Origin of the sequence: Chitinophaga sp. CCNWYY40 (genome assembly GCF_037483205.1) — a bacterium.
In the GTDB taxonomy this organism is placed as follows: domain Bacteria; phylum Bacteroidota; class Bacteroidia; order Chitinophagales; family Chitinophagaceae; genus Chitinophaga; species Chitinophaga ginsengisegetis.
Window position 1 is genome coordinate 544,487 of sequence record NZ_JBBHLF010000005.1, and the last position, 24,843, is coordinate 569,329.

The window sequence follows — 24,843 nt, forward strand, 5'->3', positions numbered from 1 at the left end:
CCAAATACCAAATTCTAAATTCTAACTAGAGAACTAAAAACCACTAAAGAAGACGGAACGACCAGGGTCGATTCAAAAAGACAAACATTATCCACGTTGACAAATTGCGGGACATTCCCGCAGACAACGCCTTATTTCCATTATTAAAATTTCACTGAAAAACATTTAATCCACGGAAGCAGTATTACGTGACTGCTTAAAAAATCCACTTTATGTTTAAAACAAGATCCATCAAGAATCTTTTTTTGTGCACATTGCTTTTGGCAATACAAGGTATTGTAGCTGCACAAAACAAGACCATTACCGGCAAGATCACTGACAGGAACGGCGTTGCTATCCCAGGCGCTACTGTTCAGGTAAAGGGTACTAAAAGCGGAACTTCCGCTGATGCCGATGGGGTTTTTAAAGTAACAGTACCTCCTGAAGCTTCCGCACTGATCATCACTTTTATAGGATATACCTCCCAGGAAGTGAGCATTGCGGGCAAAACAGCCGTAAACGTACAGCTGGCACAGGAAAATACGACCCTCACGGATGTGGTGGTAGTAGGTTATGGTACCACCCGTAAAAAGGACATTACCGGCGCTATTGCCCAGGTGAAAGCCGCCGATTTTAATAAGGGTATCACTTCCGCCCCTGATCAGCTGATCCAGGGTAAAGTATCCGGATTGATGATACTGAATAACAACGGTGCTCCCGGCGCCTCCGCCACGGTAAGGATCAGGGGTGTGTCTTCTGTCCGTACCGGCAACCAACCCCTTTATGTGGTAGATGGAGTTCCCCTGGATGGCCGTGTGGCGCGTCCTTCCCTGAGCCTCACGGGATTGGGACAAACACCGGACGCCAACCCGCTCAACTTTATCAACAGCAATGATATTGCTACTATGGAAGTACTGAAAGATGCTTCTGCCACCGCTATCTATGGTTCCCGTGGTTCAAACGGTGTAATCATCATCAATACCAAAAAAGGAGTAGCCGGTCCTACCGTAGTAGACGTAAACTACTCCGTAGGTATGAGCAACATCATGAGAAAGCTTGATGTACTCAATGCCGATGAATACCGTGCTGCTTTAAAGGAATACAATCTTTCCGGTGACGGCGGCGGCAGCGCCGACGGACTTGGCTCTATCCTCAGAACCGGTGTTACCCAAAATGTACAGGTGGCAATGAGTGGTGGAAGTGAAACCGGCCGCTACAGGGCATCCTTTGGTTTACAGGACCAACAGGGTATTGTGAAGAAAACAGGCATGAAGAAATACACCGCCACCCTCAGTGGCCAGAACAAATTCCTGGAAAGCAAACAACTGGGAATCGATTATGGCATCATGGCGGCACAAACCAGCGAACAGTTGGCGCCTATTTCCAACAATGCCGGTTTCACCGGAAGTTTGATTGGTCAGGCACTGCAGTGGAATCCAACCTTACCCTTGACCAAACCGGACGGATCACTGAACATCCTCGCTAAAAACCAGGCGATCAACCCCATGAACATGTCGCAGGGTTATAACGATAAAGCTAACATCAGCTATATACTGGCAAGCATTTCCCCGTATTTCAAATTCAATGACAACTGGGAATACCGCATGATGTACAGCGTAAATCACCAGGTAGGACAAAGAAGGGCTTCTCTCGATTCTTCCATTAACATCGACCAGATATTGGGTCAAGGTATTGCCGCATATAATACGGCAGAACTGACTACTCAATTATTCAATAATACCCTGAGCTATACCAAAGAGTTCTCCACTGGCTGGAACCTGGGCGCAATGGTAGGGTATGAATACCAGAAATTTGCCTACTCCGGTGTGGGCCTCGGCGCCAGAGGGTTTCCTACCAATGCGGTAGATTACACAGACATCCTCCAGACACCTGACCAGGTGAATACCAATATGAACTCTTTCCGTAATCCAAGCTCTGAGCTGCAATCTTTCTTTGGCAGGGTAACGATAAATGCAAAAGAAAAATATATCCTCACCGCTACGATGAGGGCTGATGGTTCCAGTAAATTCGGCGCCAACAACCGTTATGGTTACTTCCCTTCCTTTGCCGCCAAATGGAATATTTCCAACGAAGGATTCATGAAGGATAACACCTTCTTCAGCAACCTCGGATTAAGGGCCGGTTATGGTATTACCGGTAACCAGGAATTTCCTGCCGGTGCAGCACAAGCCCAGTACGGTTTAACTACCGGCGGTAAAGCCAGCCTGATCAACGTACCAAATCCGGACCTGAAATGGGAAGAATCCAAACAACTGAACGTTGGTGTGGATTTCGGATTCCTCAAAGGCAGGATCAGCGGTACCGTGGATTACTTCCTGAAAAACACCACCAACCTGTTGTTCAGCTTCCCGGCTATTCAACCGGCTCCGGCCTCCAGCTACTGGATCAATTTACCGGGTAAAGTAATGAATACCGGTGTGGAACTGTCTCTTAAAGGAAATATCATTCAGTCTAAAAGCTGGTTATGGAACCTGGGCGTAAATGCTACCTGGCTGAAAAACGAAATGTCGGGTTATTCCGGTCCAACTGTTAATACCGGTTCCATCGACGGACAGGGCGTATCCGGCGTAACCTCACAGCGCCTGGCTAACGGTTATCCGTTAAATACTTTCTATCTCCGCAGATTTGAAGGCTTCGATGATAAAGGCGTGAGCATTTACTCCGATAACGGTAACACCCTTTATTACATGACTAATCCGAATCCAAAAGTGTTACTGGGTATCAATACAGAAGTAGCCTATAAAAAATGGAGCCTGTCTGCCAGCTCACACGGCGCCTTTGGTTTCCAGGTGTATAACAACACCGCCAACACCGTATTACCAATCGGCAACCTGGGCTCCAGGAACATTGCGAAAGCACTGGTAGGTAACGGAGAAGCACAAACTAACTCTCCGGCCGCTTCTTCCCGCTACCTGGAAAACGGCAACTTCCTGAAACTGGATAACCTCACCATCTCCTACAACTTAGGCCCGGTAGGTAAAGTATTCAGAGCTGCTGCCGTATCCGTAACCGGTCAGAACCTGTTCGTAATTACAAAGTATACTGGATTTGATCCGGAAGTAAATACTGATAAAAACATAAACGGTGTAAGCTCCTTTGGTATCGAGTATTCTCCATACCCAACTGCAAGAACCTTTATGCTTGGTGTACAGTTTACCTTATAATCTACTTCTAAAAAAAGACCACAATGACGACTCAACATATAATTAAAACAGCATTGGTAATTGCCTGCAGCGTTGGCTTTACAGCCTGCAGTCTGAATGAAGACCTGGGAAGTAACCTGAATCAGCAACAAGCCGATTCACTGATCAAAGCCTCCCAGTTGCTGGGATCCGCTTATGATAACCTGCAGAATGCCTACCAGGATTTTTCGCAGACCTGGGGCATGTGTGAAATCAGTACCGACGAAGCGCTCGGACCCACACGTGGCGGCGACTGGGATGATAATGGTGTATGGCGCGCCCTTCACCAACACCAGTGGACACCAGACCATTCACATATTCAGAATACCTTCAGCGCCCTCTTGCTCGAACAGTTCAGCGCTACCAACGTATTAAATTTCCGCCCTACGCCAAGACAAGAGGCGGAAGCGCGTTTTCTGCGTGCCTTCTCTATGTTTGCGGTGATTGACCTTTATGGCCAGGTACCGTTCCGTAGCCCGGGCGAAAACCTGCTGGAAGCACCAAAGGTGTACAAGGCAGCAGAAGGTTTGGACTTCATTATTTCTGAACTGAATGCCATCCTGCCTAACCTGCCGGATAGAGTTACCGCCAAGGATGCTTATGTAGCGAACCAGGATGCGGCCCGCTTCCTGCTGATGAAAATATATCTGAATAAAGGCGCTTTCCTGAACAGAAAAGCACCCACTTTCGATGCCGCTGACATGCAGAAAGTGATTGCCCTGGCAGATCAGATAACAGCCAGTGGCTATAGCCTTCAGCCGAAATATTTCGACACTTTCGCAAGGGATAACGATGCGAAGTCCACCGAAAATATCTTTACCCAACTGAACGGCCCCGGTGTCAGTAACAACCGTAACGGCAACAACGTATACTGCCGTTGGATGTGTACCCTGCACTATAGCCAAAACCCCAGCGGATGGAATGGCTTCACCACTTTGTCTGATTTCTATGATTCATTTGAAGCAACAGATACCCGCAGAGGCGGCGACTATCCAGGTGTTACCAATGTTTCCGGTTTGAAAGTAGGTTTCCTTTTGGGCCAGCAGTACGATCAGAATGGTAATAAGATCCTGGACAGAAGCAACCGTCCGCTTATCTTCACCCGCGAAGTAGAACTGAGAGCCACCGGTACGCAAGTGGAAATGTCTGGTATCAGGGTAGTGAAATACCCTCCTGACATGGGTTCCAGCGGCAGCAATGCTACCAACGACTTCGTATTTTTCCGTTATGCAGATGCAGTGCTGATGAAAGCAGAAGCGTTGCTCAGAACGGGCAATGCGGCAGCGGCACTCGTAATCGTAAACGACCTGCGTTTGAAACGCGGCGCTACTCCATTCACCAGCCTTGACCTCACCAAAATGCTTGCTGAAAGAGGCCGTGAATTATATTGGGAAGGCTGGAGAAGAATGGATCTGATCCGCTTTGGTAAATACCTGGACGCATGGCAGCTGAAAACTGCAAGCGATCCAAAATACCTGCTGTTCCCGATTCCAACCAGTGATCTCGCTGTAAATAAAAACCTTGTACAAAACCCGGGTTACTAATAATTATTCTTTTGTTGCGGGCAGGGCCGGATAAGCCCTGCCCCGCAGCAAAACCTTCTCCCAAACTATATTTCATATCTGTTACGCATTACACAGCTAATGCGACAGGGGAGTTTTTTGCGTAGCAATTCAATCATTCTTATGTATACAAAAGCTCTGCTAAGGCGTTCAGGATGGATTTTACTACTTTCCTGCCTGTCAGCCCAGGCACAAAACCAGGTAAAAAAGATCGGTAAAATAAATACGGTCAGCATCTCAGGGCAACAGATAAAAATCAGTGCAGAAAATGCATTCGCGGAAATCACCGTGTACAGCCCATCCGTGATCCGTGTAAGAATGGATCAGCATCCGCTCGCCGCAGATTTTTCTTATGCCGTGATTGCCCAGCCCGCCACCACCCGGTTACAGACTACCCAAAATAACAATGAAATCAATGTAACTACAGATTCCCTGCAACTGCGTATTTCCAAAAATCCGTTTGCCATCCGTTTTCTTACCCCTTCGGGAGAAGTGATCAATGAGGATGAGGATGGATTAACCACTTCCTGGATCGGCGATGAAGTAACAACCTACAAGAAAATGCAGGAAGGAGAGCGGTTTATTGGCCTGGGTGAAAAAACAGGTAACCTCGACCGTAAAGGTGAAGGCTATACGAACTGGAACTCCGACAAGTTTGGCTATGCTACCAACCAGGACCCTATATATGCTACCATACCATTTTACGTAGGCATACATCATCATATTAACTACGGTATCTTCTTCGATAATACCTTCCAGAGCGATTTTAACTTCGGCGCCAGCAATAACCGTTTTTCTTCTTTTGGCGCAAGAGGAGGAGAGATGAATTATTATTTCATCTATCACCCTCAGATGGCAGATATCATTACCTCTTACACCAACCTCACCGGCCGCATGCCTATGCCGCCACTGTGGAGCCTCGGATACCAGCAAAACCGCTACAGCTATTACCCCGACACAGAAGTATTACGCATAGCGCAAACCCTGCGGGAGAAAAAGATTCCTGCAGACGGTATTACACTCGACATCCATTACATGGACGCCTATAAACTGTTTACCTGGAACAAAGACCGTTTCCCCAATCCCCAACAACTCAGTAAACAACTGAATGATATGGGATTCAAAATTACAGTGATCGTAGACCCCGGCATAAAAGTAGAAGAGGGCTATGCCGCTTACGAAAGTGGAAAAAAAGAAAACATCTTTATCAAATATAGCGACGGACAAAACTATACCGGCCAGGTATGGCCCGGCTGGTGCCACTTCCCGGACTTTACCAGCGTAAAAGGCCGCAACTGGTGGAAAGGACAGGTAAAATCGTATATGCGTGACGGTGTGCGCGGTATATGGAACGATATGAATGAAATTGCCACCTGGGGGCAGAAGATGCCTAACAACGTGATCTTTGATTACGAAGGTAACCCGGTAACCCATCAGCAGGCGCACAATGTATACGGCCTTGAAATGGTGCGGGCCAGCTATGAAGGCTCCAGGGAGGAATTAAAGAAACGTCCGTTCCTGCTAACCAGGGCCGCTTATGCCGGCTCGCAACGCTATAGTGCCATCTGGACCGGCGACAACCGGGCGGAGGAAGATCATATGCTGCTGGGCGTTCGCCTGATGAACAGTTTGGGTGTTAGCGGTATGCCTTTCTCCGGTATGGACATCGGCGGTTTTACCGGGAATCCTACCGTGAGTTTGTATGCCCGCTGGATGCAGATCGGCGCATTCATTCCTTATTATCGCAATCACACAGGCGTAAATACCAAGTCGTCTGAGCCGTGGGCATATGGAGAAGAGGTGCTGGAAATTTCCCGCAACTATGTAAACCTCCGTTACCGTTTGCTTCCTTATCTCTACAGCTCCATGTATGAAGCTACACGTACAGGCTTGCCCGTTATGCGTACCCTGGCGCTCACCAATACCTTTGACGCCAATGTGTACGATACCCGCTTCCAGAACCAGTATGGTTATGGCAATGCTTTTATGATAGCGCCTTTCGAGAGTACTAAGGAATTCGGTTCCATCTATTTCCCTGAAGGAAAATGGTATAATCTTTATAATGATACCATCACTGCCGGTAAGCAGGAAGTAATTACACCGCTGAATATAAAAACACTGCCGGTATATGTAAAAGAAAGCAGTATCATCCCTATGCAATCGTTGATACAAAACACTACCGAAAAGCCATCAGATACGCTTTTCCTGCACATCTACAAAGGTGATAAACAAAATACGTTTGTTTATTATGAAGATGACGGAGAAACTTTTGATAACGAGAAAGGAGTGTATTATCAACGGACTATCGCTTATCATCCTGCTGATAAAAAAATAACACTGGAAAAAGCAAGTGGTAGTTATGCATCCAAATTTCATCACATTAAATTATTACTCCACGGATTTGGGGACCAAAAAAGTGTAACCGTTAATGGTAGTCCGCTATCGTTAGTGTCAACTGGTTATTCTTTCCTTTCACCTATATCACGCTTTGATCCGCAAGGATCCTCGATTCCCGCAGAGCGTTGCACTGTACAGCAGGCAACCTTTGATAATGGTAATCAGCTAATTAACGTGGATTTGTAATAATAAGAACGGCCTCCTGGATTTTCCGGGGGGTCTTCTTTATATTTGGGCATGAAATATCTGCCTTTTCTGCTGTTGCTTTTCCTTTCTGCCTGCATAGGTATTACCCGCCAACAAAATATAACGGTTACTGCCGTACGTGATACTATCTCCCCTGATATAAGTTCCCTGATTAATCTTTATCAAACATTCGAACAGGACACCCTGGAAATTTTACCCGGCGCTTACGGAGATCCCGGCAGCTGGCATTTTAGAGGTACCGCCATCGACAGCCAGCTACAGCCATTATTGAGCGACCGCATGTATAATAAAGATTATCTTTTTTATGCCTGCTATAAATTCAACCTGGATCCCAATACAATTGGTCTGGTTACCAGAGCGCCTTCTGAATACGAATCTTCTTCCGTTAAATTATTCGCTTACCATAAGCAAACAAATACCATCACATTTGAAACTGAGCTGGCAGAAGAATTTGGTGACGCCGGTGATGTGCTGATTAAAAACTCCTGGCTGTATCATTCTCCCGACAGCAGCTGGCGGGTGATCCTGGAAAATTTCAGTTCCAGTCAGTATGGAACTCCGGAAGATACCGTTGCCACCGAGTCTTATGACTACTACCACTTAAGCTGGAATGGCAACAAAATAGATACGGTGAGTACCGATAGTTCTGCTTTGGTGCGGGTATATAAAACGATGACCCCGGTGAGGAAAAAGTAGTGTTTGTTTGCTACAACTTTTAACCATTATCTTTGGGATGTCCTGATCCCTGTCTTCACTATCAACTTAAAGCCGTTGTTATGAACTTTAGTATCATCACTCCCGCAGATGCAGCATATGATGAGTGGAACAACCGTGGCGTTAACCAGAGATGGAAGGGACATCCCTCCGGGATTATTTCCATAACTACTGCCGATGAATTGAAAGATGCGCTGCAATATGCAGTAGATAACAACAAACGTGTAGCGGTACGCGGTGGAGGCCACTGCCTTGAGAACTTTGTAGGTGATCCGGCAGTAGAAATCGTAATCGATATTTCCCGGATGAAGGGTATCCGTTATGATGAGGAAATGAACGCGATTGAAGTGGCGGCAGGCGCAACTTTGGGAGAAGTAATTGAAACGCTGGATCACCGGTGGGGCGTTTTACTCCCGGCAGGACAGCACCCGGCCATTGGGATAGGCGGACATATATCCGGGGGAGCTTTTGGCTTTCTTCATCGCCATCATGGACTGGCGGTTGATTATTTATATGCGGTAGAAGTACTCTGCGTAAATAATGAGCGGCAGGTGGAAAAGGTAATAGCCACAAGGGAAGAGACAGATAGCAACCGGGAACTCTGGTGGGCGCATACCGGAGGCGGTACCGGAAATTTTGGAATCGTTACCCGTTATTGGTTTCGTGCGGCCGGCGTGAATGAGCGCGATCCTTTCCTGTTATTACCCAAATCGCCGGAAGTATTGGAAACAATGGAGATGGAGTGGGATTGGGAACAGGTAGACGAACATGTATTTAAACAACTGACAGAGAATTTCGGGGAATGGGCGAAGATGCACAGCAGTGCAGACACGGAGGCCGGAAGCTTGTTTGCCACCCTTTTCCTGTCGAATAAAGTAACCGGAAAAATTATGTTGAAAGCGGTGTTATCAGATTGTCCGGAAGAAATAGCAGAAGAATTTGCCGCCGCAATTTCTGCCGGGCTCGGTATAACGGGAAGAGCTATACGAAAACCGATGCGCTGGGTGGAATTTGCATTGCAGCCGTTTCCGGATATTTTCGTAGAACAGCGGGTTGCCTTCAAAGTAAAGGATGCCCTGTTACGCGCACCCTATACACCTGCACAGATAGGGGTAATATACCGGTATCTGACAGAGCATAGTGATGTGCCTGGAGGTTCTGTTGGGTTAGCATTTTTTGGTGGCAAAATGAATGCTGTTGCTGCAGATGCTACCGCATTCCCTCAGCGGGACTCAATTTTAGCGACTGCCTGTACATCCGGGTGGTTAGATGCGGCAGACGAAGAGAAGTCTGTTGCATGGACACGTAATATTTACCAGGAGCTATTTGCGCAAACAGGCGGAGTACCTGTGCCTGGTGAACAGGCAGGCGGATGTTTGATTGCGCACCCGGATGCAGATATGGCGGATGAACAATTTAATAAATCGGGCCTGCCGTGGCATGTGTTTTACTACCAGGATAATTATGAGCGGCTGCAACGTGTAAAAGGAAAGTGGGATCCGTGCGGGATATTCCGGCACCGGTTGGGAGTAGAAGCGTAGACGGGGAGGGGTTAGCACATCCCTACCAGGAGGATGTATAAACATCTATTTAAAATTCCTTGCTTCAGCAAACAACGTTGCTGATATCTCCTCTTTTTTTGACGGCGGCTGCATTAGTTGATTTTCTGTTTTTGAAGGAAGTAATTGCCGTAAGAATTTAGACAGGTCGTAGCAACGTTTCACAATAATGTGTACCACTTCACCTTCGCGTTGCAGGGTTCCTTCCACCATCAGCAGCCTTGCTTGCAGAATTTCCTTGCGGTACTTGTCAAACTGTTGTTGAAAAACCACCAGGTTACTGCATCCTGTTTCATCTTCGATAGTGATAAAGCAAACGCCTTTGGCGGTGCCTGGTCTTTGACGCACCAGTACAAGACCTGCTACTTTCACTGCTGCACCATTCATGGCCCCATCCAGTTCTTTTGCAGAGAGAATATGCAGCAGCTGTAATTTTTCCCGTACAAAGCTTACCGGATGTGCTTTTAAAGACAGTGTAGTGGCACTGTAATCGTGTACCACATGTTCCGAGATAGTCATTTCCGGTAGCTGTACCTGGGATTCAACAGCACTTTCAGATGGCTGGCCTGTGAAGATACCAATGGGGCGGTCGTGAAGCGCGGATACCTCCCAAAGCGCCTGACGGCGATCGAGCCCCATCGACCGGAAGGCATCTGCATCGGCCAGTTTTTCCAGCGTGATCAGGGTAACGCCTGCATCCCGGAGAGCATGAATCGTTGTATAGCCTGTAGTCCGGCATGCAACTAACGCCTGTACATCATCCTGGCTGATACCTTTTATTTGGCGAAATCCAAGTCGTAGTGCACACAACCTCTCTGTTTTTTCTTCCAGTATATTATCCCAGAGAGAAAGATTTACATCTGCCTGCCGTACTTCCACACCGTGTTTACGCGCATCAATAACAATTTGTGCCGGCTGGTAAAAGCCCATTGGCAAACTGTTTAACAAGGCGCATGCAAAAACATCCGGGTAATGACATTTGAGCCAGCTGGAAACATATACCAGCAGGGCAAAGCTTGCGGCATGACTTTCAGGAAAACCATAACTACCAAAGCCTTCCAGCTGCTTAAAAACCCGCAGGGCAAATTCTTCTTCGTATCCTTTTGCGACCATGCCTTTTACCAGCTTTTCCCTGAACCGGGTTACCTGTCCGGGTGCTTTGAAAGTGGCCATGCTCCTGCGGAGTTCATCTGCTTCCGATGCAGTGAAGCCGGCGGCTACGATAGCAATTTTCATCGCCTGTTCCTGGAACAGCGGAACACCTAACGTTTTGCCCAGGATTTCTTTCAGTTCAGTAGAAGGATAGGTAACCTTTTCTTCTCCATTACGCCGGCGCAGATAGGGGTGCACCATGTCGCCCTGGATAGGTCCGGGTCTTACAATAGCTACTTCAATCACCAGGTCATAGAAGCAGGTGGGCTTTAACCGTGGCAGCATGGATTGTTGTGCACGGCTTTCAATCTGGAATACGCCGATAGTATCTGCATGGCCTATCATTTCATACACATCCGGATCATCCTGCGGAACACTCGCCAGGGTAAGAGGGCGATCGTGATGTACTTTTGCCAGATCGAAGGCTTTGCGGATACAGGTAAGCATACCGAGGGCCAGCACATCTATCTTAAGAAATCCAAGTACATCAATATCATCTTTATTCCATTCAATACAGGTTCTGTTTTCCATGCGGGCATTCAAAATAGGACACAGATCGGAAAGGGCGCCCTGCGTGATAACAAAGCCACCGGTATGTTGCCCGAGCTGACGCGGAAAACCGATGAACTGCCGCGTAAGCTCCAGCATTTTCCGCAGATGCGGATCACGCGGATCAAATCCCTGTTCTGCAAGTCCTTCCCCTTCCAGCCATTCGGAAGTAAATTCCCAGACGGAAGCAGAAAGCCGATTGATGGTATCAACAGATAAGCCCATTGCCTTTCCCACATCGCGGATAGCGCCTTTTTGCCGTTGCTGTGTAACGGTAGCTACAATGGCAGCACGGTTCCGGCCATACTTTTCATAAATGTATTGAATCACTTCTTCCCTGCGTTCATGTTCAAAATCCACATCAATATCAGGAGGCTCATTACGGGCGGAGGAAATAAACCGTTCAAACAGCAGGTCGATTTTTGTAGGATCAACAGCAGTGATTCCCATGCAATAACAAACCGTGGAATTTGCTGCTGAACCGCGGCCCTGGCAAAGGATTCCTTGCTGCCTCGCAAAACGGACAATGTCATATACGGTCAGGAAGTAAGATGCATAATTCATTTCTTTTATGAAAGAGAGTTCATAGTGAATGGCAGTAGTAATTTTTTCCGGGATATCATCCCCGAAATGCTCCCTGGCGCCCTGCCATGCTAAATGTGTAAGTTCTTCCTGGGGCGTGCGGCCGTTGCTGGTAATTTCTTCCGGGTAGATGTATTTAAGTGAGTCGAGAGAAAACCGGCAGCTCTCTGCAATCTCTTTTGTACGAAGGATGGCATCGGGATATTGCCGGAAGAGGCGTAACATTTCCTGTTGAGGCTTTAAGTATCTTTCTGCATTTTCGTGCAAACGATAACCCGCCGTGTAAATGGTACATTTTTCCCTGATACAGGTTACAATATCCTGTAGCTGCCGGCGCTCGGGGATATGATAATGTACGTCGCCGGTAGCTACCAAAGGGATATTATATGCAGACGATAACTGTGAAAGACGATGTAATTTTTTAAAATCATCTCCCTGATAAGAACGGGTGGCAGAAAGATACAGGTTTGTTCCCAGTGCCTCCCGGTACTCATTCATGGCCACGCTGAAGGTGGGATCAAATTCAAACCTTTCATTCAAAGATGCGGGCGGTAATGCAATAAATTTCATTCCTGCTGCATGTTCAAATACATCATTTTTGTATAAATGACATTGCCCCTTCTCGGCTCTCAGATTGCCTTTGGTGAGCAACGCTGAAAGGCGCCCATATGCCTTTGTATCGGTAGGATAAGCAAGTAATGATGGGCCATCCAGCAGATCGATCCGGCAGGCGGGTATAATGCGTATGCCACTGGTTTTTGCAGCGGCATGGCCGCGAACAATGCCTGCAAGACTATTCCGGTCCGTAATCGCCATTTCTTTGTAACCCAGTGCAGCAGCCTGTTCTACCAGTTCATCCGGATGTGATGCTCCCCTTAAAAAGCTAAAGTTGGTAGTTACCTGCAATTCTGTGTAGCTCATATCTCCTCCATTTTCTCATGCAAAAAAACCATGAATAAACCAGGCGTGAGGTTTATCACCGGTGTAGTGCCCCAGCCTGAACAGCCAGTAGCGGCTACCGGTATCATCTTCCACTACATAATAATCCCGGTGTTGTCCTTGTTGCAGCCACCATTCACTTTCAATCCGCTCAGGGCCATCGGCTTTCTTCACTTTATGCACTTTCCCTTTATACCGGAAATGCATCGGAGGATAATCGGGTATAGGCGCCGCTACTTCTATCGGTTCTGGCCTGGAGAGCAGTTGAATGGGACGGCGTCTGTCTGTTCGCCATGAAGTATCTGTTTTTTCATGGAGGCTGGCAATCGGTTTAACAGACCACTCCGGCCAGTGATGTTCAGCAGGCAGGTAACGGTGAACGGTTCCTTTGCCGGCCTTGCCTTCCAGCCGGTCGATCAGTTCGGCGATACTCACATCTTCCAGTCCACCTGCTGCATTCCAGAATGTTTCCTGCAACGGGCGTACGTCTTCCACTTTAGGAGCCTCCAGTACAAATAGTTCGATACCCAGGTCTGGTTTGATCGTTGGTATTTTCGATTCAAACAGTTTGAACAGGTGGTTGGTGTTATGTGATGGATGTCCTGTGCCTATCTCCAGTTGTTCAATTGCACCATCTACCTTATAACATTTCAGAACAGCGCTCCGCAATCCTTTCTCTTCCTGGGAAAGGCGCTGGCAAAGGGTTTCCAGCAATCGCCTGAGCGCAATTTCGATACCTGTACCTGTTACAATAGGCTCCAGGCATGGCAGCCGTTCCTGGTAAGGTTCAACCGGCAGCAGGGGTTGAATTACCTCATCTTCCAGTCCTGTGAACTGATCAAGCCTCTGTAACATCTCCCTGCCAAAGCGCCGGCGGAGCACTGTGCGGGGCATTCCAATAAAGCTTCCGGCCTGGTGCAGACCTAATTTCATTAACCGTTCACAGATAGCAGATTCCAGTCGCAGTGCGGCCGGAGGCATATCCATTAATGCAGCCATCTGTTCACCGGCAGGGATCACTGCCGGTGTTTGTCCAAACCTGGGGATGGCCCATGCAGCACCAATCGTATCAGCCATTCCTGCACGCACCTGGTATCCAATCTGCGTAAGTCTGGTCACTATCTCTTCCAGGTATACTTCTTCACCGCCCCAAAGGTGGGCGCAGCCGGTAACTTCCAGCAGCAGGCCATCGGGAGGATCTGTTGCCGTTACAGGTGTAAAGCGGATGGCCCATTCCCCGAGTGCGTTTAGTATGCGGTTCGATTGCCCGGGCTTATCATCAATCACCTGCAGTGTGCCGATGAGCGCCCGTGCATCTGCTACGGCCATTCCCTTTGTGATGCCCTGCAACTGCGCCGTTCTACTGGCGGCTGTTACAATCATCCGTCCGTGATCCGGGATGGCCAGTACAAATGCTTCCTGTCGTAAAGCAGGGCGGCAACGGATTAGCCAGTCGGTCATCAGATGAGGAAACCATATAGAAACGAAACGCCTGGCCATACTACCCGATTTTGCGAATCAGCTCCGGCGGTGCGGAAGACGATGGCTCATCCATCAACCTGAACCTGCCGGTGGACCATTCTATCTGCCAAATGCCGGGCTTCCCATTCCGGATCTTCAGTAGTTCAACATTCCAGCGGGGATAACCAACACCAGGCAATCCATCTTCCGGTTCGCTGGCTAATGATGTAATGCGCCAGCGGGAAACGCAGGCAGTGGTATTAAAAACAGTGGATTCCCGGCGAATAATAAACCCTGTTACCCTGCTTTGTTCTACCGCCAGCTGCAGGCGCCGGGAGGCCGTAAAACTGACATCCTTTACTTCCCCGATCACTGCGGCGAGCCCTTCACATTTTAATGCTTCTTCCATTGCCCAGAGTACATCCTTCTCCCGTTTCAGATCTACAAAAATGAGCCGTTCCGGCTCGATACCAAAGGTTTTCAATGCAGGCGGAAAAAGCGTTCTACAGGTGCTGATCCATATACAGGCGCCACCACCTTGCATCAACGCGTTCAATAAACCACCGATAAATCCGGCGGTGGCGGCAGTGTGTTCTGCTGCTGCACTCACAAACTCATGTATTGCCCCGGTTGGAAATGTTGCATTCGGAAAAGCAGCTGTAACCCGCCCAAGTCCCATATCCACGCTCGTATTACCGGCTTGTTTAAAGCCCTGCAAAAGGAGGATTTCCCTTTGCAAACCGGCAATGATAGCTGCTTTTTCTGCGGGCATAGTTGACAGCTGATTTAAATATTTCTAACTAATTTATTTAGCAATAATACTAAATTAATTAGTAATTTAGCAATATTATTTACGGATATATATAACTTGATCTGCTGATTTATTGCGCGGCTCTCCGTTAAGCTGTAATTTTAAATACCATTCAAATAAAACGCATCGTCATGCTACAGAACAGGGTTAATCCATTTGGTAATATTATCCGGACAGAAGCGAGAGGACTTTTTATGGGGAACCGGGGAGTAATACACAACCACGATCAGGAAATTATCCGTCCATACAAGATCAAGACCTGGATTACCTGTGTACTGGCGTTTAAAAACAGGAGAAGACCGGTAATGGCTCCCGACCGGTATACAGAACTCTTCTTTATGGATGAAGCCACCTCCTTTGCTGCCGGCCACCGGCCCTGCTTTGAATGCCGTAAAGCAGAAGCTCATCAATTTAAATCGCTTTGGCTGAAAGGTAATCCGGATAAAAAGTTTAACGAAAAAACGCTTATTAAAGAGATCGATAACATTCTTCATGCAGAACGGATAGATAAGCATCATTTAAAAGTTACATTCGAAGAAAGCCCGGATGCCTTGCCTGACGGCACTTTTGTGAGTATCGGGGAGGAGCCCTATCTTCTTAATAAGGGATTGTTGTATTTATGGTCGCCCGCAGGTTATTCTACAGGCATCCCTTTGCCGGGGAGCGGCAAATTACCTGTTTTAACACCAGCCTCTGTTGTGAACGCTTTCAGGGCGGGCTATGTTCCTCAAATGGCTGTTTAATATCGTTAAGGGCAAGAAACGGGTTCTTTTACATGTATGACGATGGTAAATTTGTACCATCATAAAAAAATAAAAAGATGACCTACTATCATAAAACAATGGACTCTCCCGTAGGACAACTGACGCTGATAGCGAGCGATAAAGGTTTGGCGGCAGTGCTGTGGGAAAATGAACTTCCTGACCGCGTAAACATAAACGCCGGCACAATTGATATACATCATCCTATCCTCTGCCAGGCAGAAGAACAACTCAATGAATACTTCGCCAAAAAGCGAACTTCTTTTTCCGTGGAACTGGATTTTGTGGGAACAGCATTTCAAAAGAAAATATGGAAAGCTCTGCTGACGATTCCTTTCGGAGAAACGAGGACCTACGGTCAGATCGCCAAACAAATTGGTGATCCGAAAGCAGTACGTGCTGTTGGCGGTGCAGCCAATAAAAACCCTATTTCTATCATTGCTCCTTGTCACCGGGTAATAGGCGCTTCCGGAAAATTAGTTGGCTTTGCAGGTGGTATAGCCACCAAGAACCGCTTACTTCAGCTAGAAAATAAAGTTAGTCCAACGCTATTTTAGATACTTGTTGAGGTGGGTAGTTTATACTATCTTTCCGCAAACTCGAAGTAAGTGTTGCATACCTTTTCAACGGAAAACTTTCACTCCATTTGTGATCAACTATGTACCCATGATCCGGAGTTAGCCTTTATTGTAAAAACATATGGTTATCCACCGATGTGGACACGACCCAATACATTTGAAAGCCTGATACATATTATACTGGAGCAGCAGGTATCACTGGCATCCGCCTTAGCGGCGCTCAATAAATTACGGGAAAGGCTCACAAAAATAACTCCAGCCAAATTACTGGAATTAACGGACGAAGAATTAAAAGCCTGTTATTTCAGCCGGCAAAAGACATCGTATGCCCGGTTTTTGGCACAGGCGATTCAAAGCAAAGCATTCAATCCTAAAGCAATGGAAAAGCTACCGGATGAAGATGTCCGGAAAGCACTGGTAGCGCTGAAAGGAATCGGCAACTGGACCGCAGACGTCTACCTGATGTTTGTGCTGCAACGGGCGGATATTTTCCCTATCGGCGACCTTGCTGCAGTGAATGCACTCAAGCAGGTGAAAAAACTGCCCAAAGACACTGCTCCTGAGAAACTGCTGAAAATATCAGCAGCATGGCAGCCCTACCGGACCGTTGCCACTATGATATTGTGGCATTATTACCTCTCGCTGCGGGTGAAAGATACTTCTGCAGAAACGGAGAAAATAAAGAAGGCGGTGACGCTTTAGGTGTGAATCGTACAAGGACTTGAATTGTTTTGTGCAAAATAACCGGCGACTGCGTGAAGAATTGTTCCACACCATTATGCCTGTTTGCCGGGCCATTGAGGGTTAACGTTTGTTTGAAATCACAAAAAAAGACCGGGAGAAGAATGGAAATATATCTCCTGTATTCAGCAACCGGAAAGTAAGTGTGATACCCGCGGAAACGCGCCCTAGTCATTTCATCAGTATTTTTAATACTTCTTCTTTGCGTTGGCGGGAAACAGGTACCTGGCTGCCATCTTCCATAGAAATGGCACCACCTTCTGTTTTTATCCAGGCTGTAATTTTGTGGCTGTTGACCAGGTGGGACTGATGCGTGCGTATGAAATGCTTGTCCGCCAGCAGATCGTTGTATTCTTTAAGGGTTTTACAAACAATCAGTTTTTTTTGACCGGAGATATATACATGCGTGTAGTTACCTGCTGCTTCGAGGCGAATAATATCTTCCGGCAGGGCAAAAATAATTTTATCCGCCAGTGGAAATGCGATACGGTTTTCTGCCATAGGCTTGCCCATATTGGCTACCAGTTCCCGCAAACGGCTGTTTTCCTGCTGGGGTACAATCTGCGCAATCGCTTTTTCTACAGCGCCGGAAAGTTCCAGTACATCTATGGGCTTCAGCACATAGTCGATGGCGCAGGCTTTTACTGCCGCAATACCATAGTGGTCGTAAGCTGTTACAAAAATAACCTCAAAGCGCCTGTTGGCAGGAAGTGATTGTAATAGCTGGAACCCTGAGCCACCGGGCATTTCAATATCCAGGAAAAGAAGGTCCGGTTCCAGTTGTTTGATGAGTCTGAGCGCAGTGGCTGCAGAATCGGCTTCTCCAACTATGTCAACCGCCTGGCAGTATTCACCCAGGAGTACACGCAGATTATCCCTGCTTTTTGCCTCATCGTCTACAAGAATACTTTTTATCTTCATACGCTTTCAATTGGAATAGTGAGTAATGCCGTTGTGCCGTTCCCGTTACTAATATGCAAACTGGCTGTTTGCCCGGCGATACTAAAGAGCTGCAGTCTTTCCCGTACCAGTTTTAGCCCTACACTTTTGTGCGAACCGTTACCAGCTTCCGGATGATATCCCGGGCCATTGTCGTACACTGCAATCAGTAACGCTGCATGTTGTTTCCCGATGGTAATACGGAGCAGGCCTGCTTTTCCTTTGGAAGAAATACCATGCAGGATAGCATTTTCTACCAGTGGCTGTAAAATCATACCGGGTATATCTACCAGGTCTGTCGCCAGTTCTTCCGGTGTATCCATTTCAAAGGAGAAATTAAAACGCAATTGTTCAAGCTCACAGTAAAGGCGTATGGTAGCCAGTTCATCTGCCAGTGTAATCATATTTTTTTCGGCATTATGCAATACACTTCTCAACAACAACGAAAATTTTACAAGATAGGTATTGGCGGCTTTATATTGACTGGTGTTGATCAGCGATTGAATGGAGTTGAGTGCATTAAAAATAAAATGGGGATTCATCTGTGAACGGATGGCTTTAATTTCCAGTTCCCGGATCGCGGTTTTCATGGCTTCCGCCCGTTTAATACGCTGAATGCGTACCCGGTAAATCCAGATACCCACCAGCACGGTAAAGAGGATGGAGCCAAGGCTCCATCCAATAATATTCATCACGCCGGCTTTTTGCAGGGCCGAAAAGCGGGGCGCTTTTGCTGCATCATCTATGGCTGTATTCAGATCATCCCATATGTTATCGTCAGAATAGATGTGATCTGATATTATTTTTCCCCATTCATCCAGTACTACAACATTTTTCTTGCCCATTTCGGCTATCCCATATACTTCATAGTTTTTATCTCCCTGGTTTTTTATTTCAATACTGCTAAAGTTGGGCAACGTACCGAGTTCCGGATCGTGTTGGCGGTTAAAGCCGGGCTCATTTATCCATGCGAACACAAAGGTTACTTCCGGATGCTTTTTAACCATTTTAACCAACGCACTGTCCTGAAAGTAGCTGGCATGGTCAAATATGAGGCAGGTGGTTTTACCACGCTGTGTTTTTAAATCGTACGTTTTGCCATTGGCGAGCGATAGGATTGGGAAGGGCATTGTATTACCCGGCGCCCAGTGTTCCATGAGCTTCCAGTCCTTGATGATAGGCTTAATGATACTGCTGTCGTCGCAGTTACGAATAAAATCTTCGAAATAAGGTTTCAGCCGCTGATTTTTTACAAAGCTATTTGCTTTCATGCTTTCACTGATCCCTTTTGATAATTTATAGTACAGCGGGTATCCTTTCAACATAGAAAGCAGGACAAAGTAATTGCTGTAAAAGGAAGATTCTTCTGAACTGCCGCCAGCAGAGAGACTGATGCGTGACTGTTGATAAATCAGGAGCCAATCCAGGTATTGATGATAGAAAGAGAAGTTGGTGTCATGATAAGAATTCATTGCCACCGGCATGGTATCAATACCAGTGGTGATCATTTCCGGTATGCCCTGGAATGGCCGTTTTTCCGGAGCTACCTGATAGCCATGAGTATACAGAAAAACCAGCCAGTCATCCGCAATGCGGTATTGCCAATTGGTTTTAAAGTAGTCGATACTTTTGGGAGACGCCTTTCCCTCATAGGTTTGCAACACTGCCTGGAATCTGGCATTTGCGCTTTCCTGTGCGTTAAGCACTTCCTGTAGGGTTTTATTTCTGTACATGGTATTCATACCCTCGTCACCGTAAAAGATGTTATTCACCTCCTCTGCCAGCATAGAACTCCATTTAGCACCGCCCGATAGCTTTCTGGGTTGCCATCCACGGGAAGTATCGGCATCCGCTTCAATGATCAGCGTATCACCCGGAGCTAAGAAAACATACCCTCCGTTATTTTCCATGGTAATATACCAGCGTTCCGGTTTTGTTAACAGTAACGGACAATAAAATTCACCCCGGCTATTAATGGGAAAACTGAACGTGCTGCCTCCCAATTCAATCTCCACCTGCTTTTTGTGGGCATGTGCCAATGTGCCTTTTATTAATGTATTGCCTGCAACCGGAAAAGATGCGCCGGTAAGCAACTGGGCGTATTCATACTCAGTTTTGGCGGGAATGAGACCAGGTATGCCGTTATTGATGCTACGTAATTTCAGCATCGCTTCTATCGCGGGGTGCAACTCCTCCGGCGGCATAGGCGAGTAAGTTGAACGGATGGATATGCCGACCTGCTTTTGAGGACTATAACTCGTCATCATCACCGGCAAAGGTGGTTGATCTTTGTCGGCGGTTAGTGATACGATTTCTCCGTTGGCTGTAATTTCCAACCGGAACATCCCTTTAGGTGGCTTTTTATCTAACCCTTGCTTATAGGGAGGATAATAACTGTCGTACCCCATCCAGCCAAATTTCTGACTATACGGAGTATACGCTACAACTCTTTCAAGAGTGATACTGTATTGCTGGTTGCCATTCGGCAACTGGTTCCGTAACTGATACCTCAGCACATACTGGCGTTGAAACTGTAATAACGGCTCCATCACGGGATAGTAATCATTATCCTTGTGCTTCGTAATCTGCATATCAAACCAGTCGCCCGGTTTCAGGGCAAAGTAGCCGGGCTTGCCCTGTGCCGGTAGCAGGTAAGGCAAACAAAGCAGCAACCATAGATAAACTGTTCTTTTCATGATACAATAATTTTATTGTACCAAAGCTATCTTTATCAGACGCCCGGTTTACATCCACTTAGCAAACGGTAAAGCTGACTGAATATCCGGTGAATATATAACCGAAACGGGTATTTTTTACAACTCTTTTAAAGCGGTAATTCCGGTGAAGTATATATTTCAGGGGCATGAGCCAGCAACTAGTCCATTCTGTGAAATGGCTGGTCTGTCTTTTGGAGGGAGGGATTGCTTTTACCGGGACGAATCTGTGTTGGCTATGCCAGGGCGTCGACCAACAATGGATTGACGCTTCATTGTTTGCTGATACCTGGATATAAGGACCATTGTTAAGTGTTCCCATTTGCCTCCTGTTTAAAGGGGAAAGCTGCAAGGGGTGTGAAAGTCCGGTAATAGTCAGAACTTTTCCCTATAAATGAAAAGCACTTGGTTTAGCGCTTCCTGATACGAAAGACTGATAATAGTAGATATCCTTTTCAATACTTTTTTATGGCTATAATAATTTGCGAGTACTGTTCTGCAATGTCCCCACGGATAGTCAGGCTAAGGTTGTTGGATAACCTTAGCCTGAGAGTAGTCCTATTCTAATTAGATCATATTTACAACTTTAGCTGTTACCCAAAAACCGGTAGAGATATTCCTGGCAAGCTGGATATTCCCATCAGATGTTACACTATAGGTATTCACGACACTTGCATAGCTATTATTATCGCTGAGTAATGATTTTATTTTCACGATTCCGCTGGTCCGTGACCGGGATATTACCAGGTAGTCGATAAAGTAAGAACTGCCATCTATCTGGGAGAATCCTCTTACAGCAATCATACAGGAAGCGCGTGTAGTTGGTATGGTTAAAATTGTAACCGGAGCGGTACCTGTAACAGCAGTAACCAAGCCATTTACTTCCATAGCGTCGAAACGGATGCTGTTATAATTCCTGTTCAACAGATGAACCTGGGAGGGTTGTATTGAATTGGATAAATTAATCTGGGATCTTTTATTTGTAACATCATCACCATCCAGCAGGTTGCTGAGTGTAATAATGTAAACGGGGGTATTGTCTGCAGAACCAATGTGATTGTCGTTATAGGTTCCGAAGTTAAAAACGCCGCCGCCAAAGAAAAGAAACCAGGCACCGGCAGCTGTCGGGCCTCCACAGTTCATAAAGGAATCCAGTATTACAACATTTTTGACATCGAGAAATCCGGTACTGTTGATCCGGAATGGGGCCTGTGTAATATTGGCGTTTAAAGTGTTGGTTAATGCTTCGCAGTGAAATCCATCGATATGAATATTCTTTGAGAAAATATCCATGATCTGGCCATTTTGATTCAGCTGGATAGTGTCACCCAGATAACCATCATAGGAAGAATCAACAATATAGACATCTGTAGAATAGTAAATTCTGAATCCCCTGTATCCAACACCTTTGGGATAAATTGGTTCGCCACTGCTGTTCAATCTGTTCACTATGAAGCTTTGAACACAACATTTTGAAATCCTTATAGTAGTGCTGCCTCCCTGGTTAAAACCACTGGCAATATCAAACCCTATTGCCTGTATTGAGGATTCTCCTTCATAGATATCGAAGTAAATAGATTTAAAATCCAATTGCCATATCAAGCCGGTATTTGGGGTTGATTTGATACCGGTATGAGCACCAATAATAGAGAAACACTCAAAAGTAGTGTTGTTCACCTGGTCATTTACTGTACTACCACCTTTATGGAGCCAGATAGCAACGCAATTCTCGTTGATCTTAACACCGGGATCTAAGGTCTCGTAGCTAATATTTAATCCAGTATAGGTGGATCGGCTGGCCTTTATATTGATAGCTGTAATGGCACTGGTTGGGGCTATGGTGGCTCCTTCTCCAATAATTTGCCAGAAGATGGCATTGGTCATATTCAGGGTACTGGAAATGGGATAACGGCCACGGGGAAACACCAATTTGCCTCCATTGGTAAATACCTGTCTGGCGTAGTCAAGGCATTTATTGATTGCCGGAGCATCATCAATAGCATCAGGGGTACCTTTTGCGCCAAACCATTTTACATTTAATTCGCCGTCATATAATCTTTTCCAACGTCCTGTTGAGGCAATAAAAATCGTTCCTCCATTTTCCGGAGAAGTGGTGTCGCTGCTGTCCCAGTAGAATTCTCCGCCGCCACCATCGTTGGCGGCGTAATAACCTAAAACGTGGTAAATAGTGTTGGCCTGGGGAGTACTCAGACTTTTAAGGGCATTAATGGATGTAACTGTCATAAATAAGGTTTCTTGGTTAACAAAAAAGATTTACTTAAATATAAGTGGGGGGTATGTACTCTATTTGCGTAATAAAAAACTTATTGAGAGATGTTGTAGAACTGTGATCCTTTGCTTCAATATTGGGGAGGAGCTAATAAATTATGGCCGTTGTACAGGTTTACTTTAAAAATGTCAATTAAGGCTCTAAAATCTACAACCTGTATCAAAACATGTATCAAATGAAAAAAGGCTTCCCGCGTCTTACCCGCCGAAAGCCTTTTCTATCGTGTGGTCCCACCAGGGCATGATCCTGGCCCCCCCTGATTATGAGTCTCTAAAAAGCACGTTTTCAGTTACTTTCAGTTGTTGCTAATTACGTCCAAAACCCACGTCCCTGCTCATTTTTCAGAATTTAATACTTAAATTTATTCTCAGTCAATTCGGCTTGTTTTTCGAAAACATGTATCAAATTATGTATCAAATTTTTTAAGCCAAAATTATCATGAAGAAAGATAGGGTTAATGTGAAAGTGGTCCCAGATGAACGGCGGTCTAAAAATGATGATCGATTTCCCCTTAAACTACGGATTACATATAAAGGAGTTCGGAAGTATTACGCCACTGGCTACGACTCAACAGAAGAGGAGTGGGGTGTAATCAATAGTGCCGATGCCAAAGCATCTTTAAGAAAGATTAAACAAGAGATAGGCATTGTTGAGAAAGACGCCCAGCAATGCTGTGACGATATTAAACCTTTCTCTTTTCTTCAGTTTGAAAAAGCATTCTTTGATGAAAAGATACAGTTTGAGAATGTAGAATCAGCCTATAATAGTTATATAGCCCAGCTAAGGGCCAATGAGCAGTTTGGAACGGCCGATTCCTATACCACCTCGCTCAATTCTCTGAAACGGTTTAAAAGTAAGCTGCATTTCGAACAGATAACTAAAGAGTTTCTTCAAAGCTTTGAAACCTGGATGCTGGCCGCTGGTAAGTCCATTACAACCGTGGGTATATACTTACGCCCGCTCCGGACTATTATGAACATTGCCAAGGAAAACGGCATTATCAAACCGGAAGCCTATCCATTCGGGAAGCGGAAATACATCATCCCGACCGGCAGGAACATCAAAAAGTCCTTAACCAAGGCGCAGATTAAACAAATCTTTGAGTACGAAACAGAGCCAAGCTCCGGGATGGAGAAGGCTAAAGACTTCTGGATCTTCAGTTATCTCTGCAATGGTATTAACATGATGGACATTGCCATTTTGAAACAGAAAGATATTTTTACGTCCTATATCACCTTCATCAGGGAGAAGACCAAAAGAACTACCAAAGGGAATCCTATTACTATAACGGCTACCCGAAACATCTATATAAATAGAATCTTGGCTAAATGGGGGCGTGGGCCATCCAATGGAGATGATTTCGTTTTTGACATTGCGGAAAAAGGGGATTCTCTGGCGCTGATACGAACTAAAGTGAAGCAGTTTACCAAAGTGACTAATAAATGGATGAAGCGGATAGGGGAGGCCCTGGAGTTTGAAATGCCGGTGACGACTTATGTAGCTAGGCATTCGTATGCGACTATTCTTGTCCAGAGCGGGGCACCGCTGAAGCTGGCTAGCGCAAATTTAGGGCATCAGAGCTTGATTACGACTGAGCGGTATTTTGCAGGGTTTGAGCTATCGGCGCAAGCGCAGTATGCGAAGGCATTGATTGATTTTTGATAATTATTTCTTGCCTTACCATATATATTAGTGAATATCACAT

At 46.1% G+C, this 24,843-nt stretch carries 15 protein-coding genes; 9 read left to right on the plus strand and 6 right to left on the minus strand.

What is annotated here, in order from left to right; translation table 11 throughout:
• Positions 1-212: 212 nt before the first annotated feature.
• The 5 genes from V7S65_RS21245 to V7S65_RS21265 all read left to right on the plus strand — a co-directional run bounded on the left by V7S65_RS21245 (position 213) and on the right by V7S65_RS21265 (position 9,603).
• On the plus strand, positions 213-3,164 hold the full coding sequence (locus V7S65_RS21245) for a SusC/RagA family TonB-linked outer membrane protein (RefSeq protein ID WP_079471607.1): 2,952 nt from the start codon (positions 213-215) through the stop codon (positions 3,162-3,164).
• A 23-nt stretch (positions 3,165-3,187) separates the two neighbouring features.
• The gene (locus V7S65_RS21250) at positions 3,188-4,726 is read left to right on the plus strand and encodes a RagB/SusD family nutrient uptake outer membrane protein (RefSeq protein WP_079471606.1); all 1,539 of its coding nucleotides are present in this window, start codon (positions 3,188-3,190) and stop codon (positions 4,724-4,726) included.
• Between the two features lie 141 nt (positions 4,727-4,867).
• Complete coding sequence (locus tag V7S65_RS21255) at positions 4,868-7,327, plus strand: glycoside hydrolase family 31 protein (protein ID WP_336387706.1); 2,460 nt, start codon at positions 4,868-4,870, stop codon at positions 7,325-7,327.
• 51 nt (positions 7,328-7,378) lie between these two features.
• A complete protein-coding gene (locus V7S65_RS21260) occupies positions 7,379-8,044 on the plus strand; it encodes a hypothetical protein (protein WP_336387705.1) in 666 nt (221 codons plus the stop codon).
• Between the two features lie 80 nt (positions 8,045-8,124).
• Positions 8,125-9,603: an FAD-dependent oxidoreductase gene (locus V7S65_RS21265; RefSeq protein WP_336387704.1), complete on the plus strand. Its 1,479-nt coding sequence runs from the start codon at positions 8,125-8,127 to the stop codon at positions 9,601-9,603.
• Positions 9,604-9,648: 45 nt separating this feature from the next.
• On the opposite strand, the gene V7S65_RS21270 is transcribed toward V7S65_RS21265, so the two are convergent.
• The 3 genes from V7S65_RS21270 to V7S65_RS21280 are packed head-to-tail and all read right to left on the minus strand — an operon-like array spanning position 9,649 to position 15,076.
• Positions 9,649-12,825: an error-prone DNA polymerase gene (locus V7S65_RS21270; RefSeq protein WP_336387703.1), complete on the minus strand. Its 3,177-nt coding sequence runs from the start codon at positions 12,823-12,825 to the stop codon at positions 9,649-9,651.
• A gap of 15 nt (positions 12,826-12,840) precedes the next feature.
• Positions 12,841-14,343: a Y-family DNA polymerase gene (locus tag V7S65_RS21275; protein ID WP_336387702.1), complete on the minus strand. Its 1,503-nt coding sequence runs from the start codon at positions 14,341-14,343 to the stop codon at positions 12,841-12,843.
• A gap of 1 nt (position 14,344) precedes the next feature.
• On the minus strand, positions 14,345-15,076 hold the full coding sequence (locus V7S65_RS21280; RefSeq protein ID WP_079471600.1) for an ImuA family protein: 732 nt from the start codon (positions 15,074-15,076) through the stop codon (positions 14,345-14,347).
• A 170-nt stretch (positions 15,077-15,246) separates the two neighbouring features.
• On the opposite strand from V7S65_RS21280, the gene V7S65_RS21285 reads away from it, so the two are divergent.
• From V7S65_RS21285 to V7S65_RS21295, 3 genes are all read left to right on the plus strand, one after another.
• On the plus strand, positions 15,247-15,858 hold the full coding sequence (locus V7S65_RS21285) for a hypothetical protein (RefSeq protein WP_336387701.1): 612 nt from the start codon (positions 15,247-15,249) through the stop codon (positions 15,856-15,858).
• Between the two features lie 77 nt (positions 15,859-15,935).
• On the plus strand, positions 15,936-16,433 hold the full coding sequence (locus tag V7S65_RS21290) for a methylated-DNA--[protein]-cysteine S-methyltransferase (RefSeq protein ID WP_111577163.1): 498 nt from the start codon (positions 15,936-15,938) through the stop codon (positions 16,431-16,433).
• A gap of 51 nt (positions 16,434-16,484) precedes the next feature.
• Entirely contained in the window at positions 16,485-17,156 is a 672-nt protein-coding gene (locus tag V7S65_RS21295) for a DNA-3-methyladenine glycosylase family protein (RefSeq protein ID WP_339546337.1), read from the plus strand.
• A 210-nt stretch (positions 17,157-17,366) separates the two neighbouring features.
• Here V7S65_RS21295 and V7S65_RS21300 read toward each other — a convergent pair whose 3' ends face one another.
• From V7S65_RS21300 to V7S65_RS21310, 3 genes are all read right to left on the minus strand, one after another.
• Positions 17,367-18,116, minus strand: a complete 750-nt coding sequence (locus V7S65_RS21300; RefSeq protein ID WP_111577165.1) for a LytR/AlgR family response regulator transcription factor — start codon at positions 18,114-18,116, stop codon at positions 17,367-17,369.
• Positions 18,113-20,830 carry a sensor histidine kinase gene (locus V7S65_RS21305; RefSeq protein WP_336387699.1) on the minus strand — a complete coding sequence of 906 codons (2,718 nt, stop codon included), beginning with the start codon at positions 20,828-20,830 and terminating at the stop codon, positions 18,113-18,115. The genes V7S65_RS21300 and V7S65_RS21305 overlap by 4 nt, the downstream gene beginning before the upstream one ends.
• A gap of 585 nt (positions 20,831-21,415) precedes the next feature.
• Complete coding sequence (locus tag V7S65_RS21310; RefSeq protein WP_336387698.1) at positions 21,416-23,092, minus strand: hypothetical protein; 1,677 nt, start codon at positions 23,090-23,092, stop codon at positions 21,416-21,418.
• A gap of 484 nt (positions 23,093-23,576) precedes the next feature.
• Here V7S65_RS21310 and V7S65_RS21315 point away from each other — a divergent pair, with 484 nt between their 5' ends.
• Entirely contained in the window at positions 23,577-24,800 is a 1,224-nt protein-coding gene (locus tag V7S65_RS21315; RefSeq protein WP_336387697.1) for a tyrosine-type recombinase/integrase, read from the plus strand.
• Positions 24,801-24,843: the final 43 nt, after the last annotated feature.

Coding starts and splice junctions, on each gene's coding strand:
- V7S65_RS21245 (WP_079471607.1), top strand. CDS start 213: ATGTTTAAAACAAGATCCATCAAGAATCTTTTTTTGTGCACATTGCTT.
- V7S65_RS21250 (WP_079471606.1), top strand. CDS start 3,188: ATGACGACTCAACATATAATTAAAACAGCATTGGTAATTGCCTGCAGC.
- V7S65_RS21255 (WP_336387706.1), top strand. CDS start 4,868: ATGTATACAAAAGCTCTGCTAAGGCGTTCAGGATGGATTTTACTACTT.
- V7S65_RS21260 (WP_336387705.1), top strand. CDS start 7,379: ATGAAATATCTGCCTTTTCTGCTGTTGCTTTTCCTTTCTGCCTGCATA.
- V7S65_RS21265 (WP_336387704.1), top strand. CDS start 8,125: ATGAACTTTAGTATCATCACTCCCGCAGATGCAGCATATGATGAGTGG.
- V7S65_RS21270 (WP_336387703.1), bottom strand. CDS start 12,825: ATGAGCTACACAGAATTGCAGGTAACTACCAACTTTAGCTTTTTAAGG.
- V7S65_RS21275 (WP_336387702.1), bottom strand. CDS start 14,343: ATGGCCAGGCGTTTCGTTTCTATATGGTTTCCTCATCTGATGACCGAC.
- V7S65_RS21280 (WP_079471600.1), bottom strand. CDS start 15,076: ATGCCCGCAGAAAAAGCAGCTATCATTGCCGGTTTGCAAAGGGAAATC.
- V7S65_RS21285 (WP_336387701.1), top strand. CDS start 15,247: ATGCTACAGAACAGGGTTAATCCATTTGGTAATATTATCCGGACAGAA.
- V7S65_RS21290 (WP_111577163.1), top strand. CDS start 15,936: ATGACCTACTATCATAAAACAATGGACTCTCCCGTAGGACAACTGACG.
- V7S65_RS21300 (WP_111577165.1), bottom strand. CDS start 18,116: ATGAAGATAAAAAGTATTCTTGTAGACGATGAGGCAAAAAGCAGGGAT.
- V7S65_RS21305 (WP_336387699.1), bottom strand. CDS start 20,830: ATGAAAAGAACAGTTTATCTATGGTTGCTGCTTTGTTTGCCTTACCTG.
- V7S65_RS21310 (WP_336387698.1), bottom strand. CDS start 23,092: ATGACAGTTACATCCATTAATGCCCTTAAAAGTCTGAGTACTCCCCAG.
- V7S65_RS21315 (WP_336387697.1), top strand. CDS start 23,577: ATGAAGAAAGATAGGGTTAATGTGAAAGTGGTCCCAGATGAACGGCGG.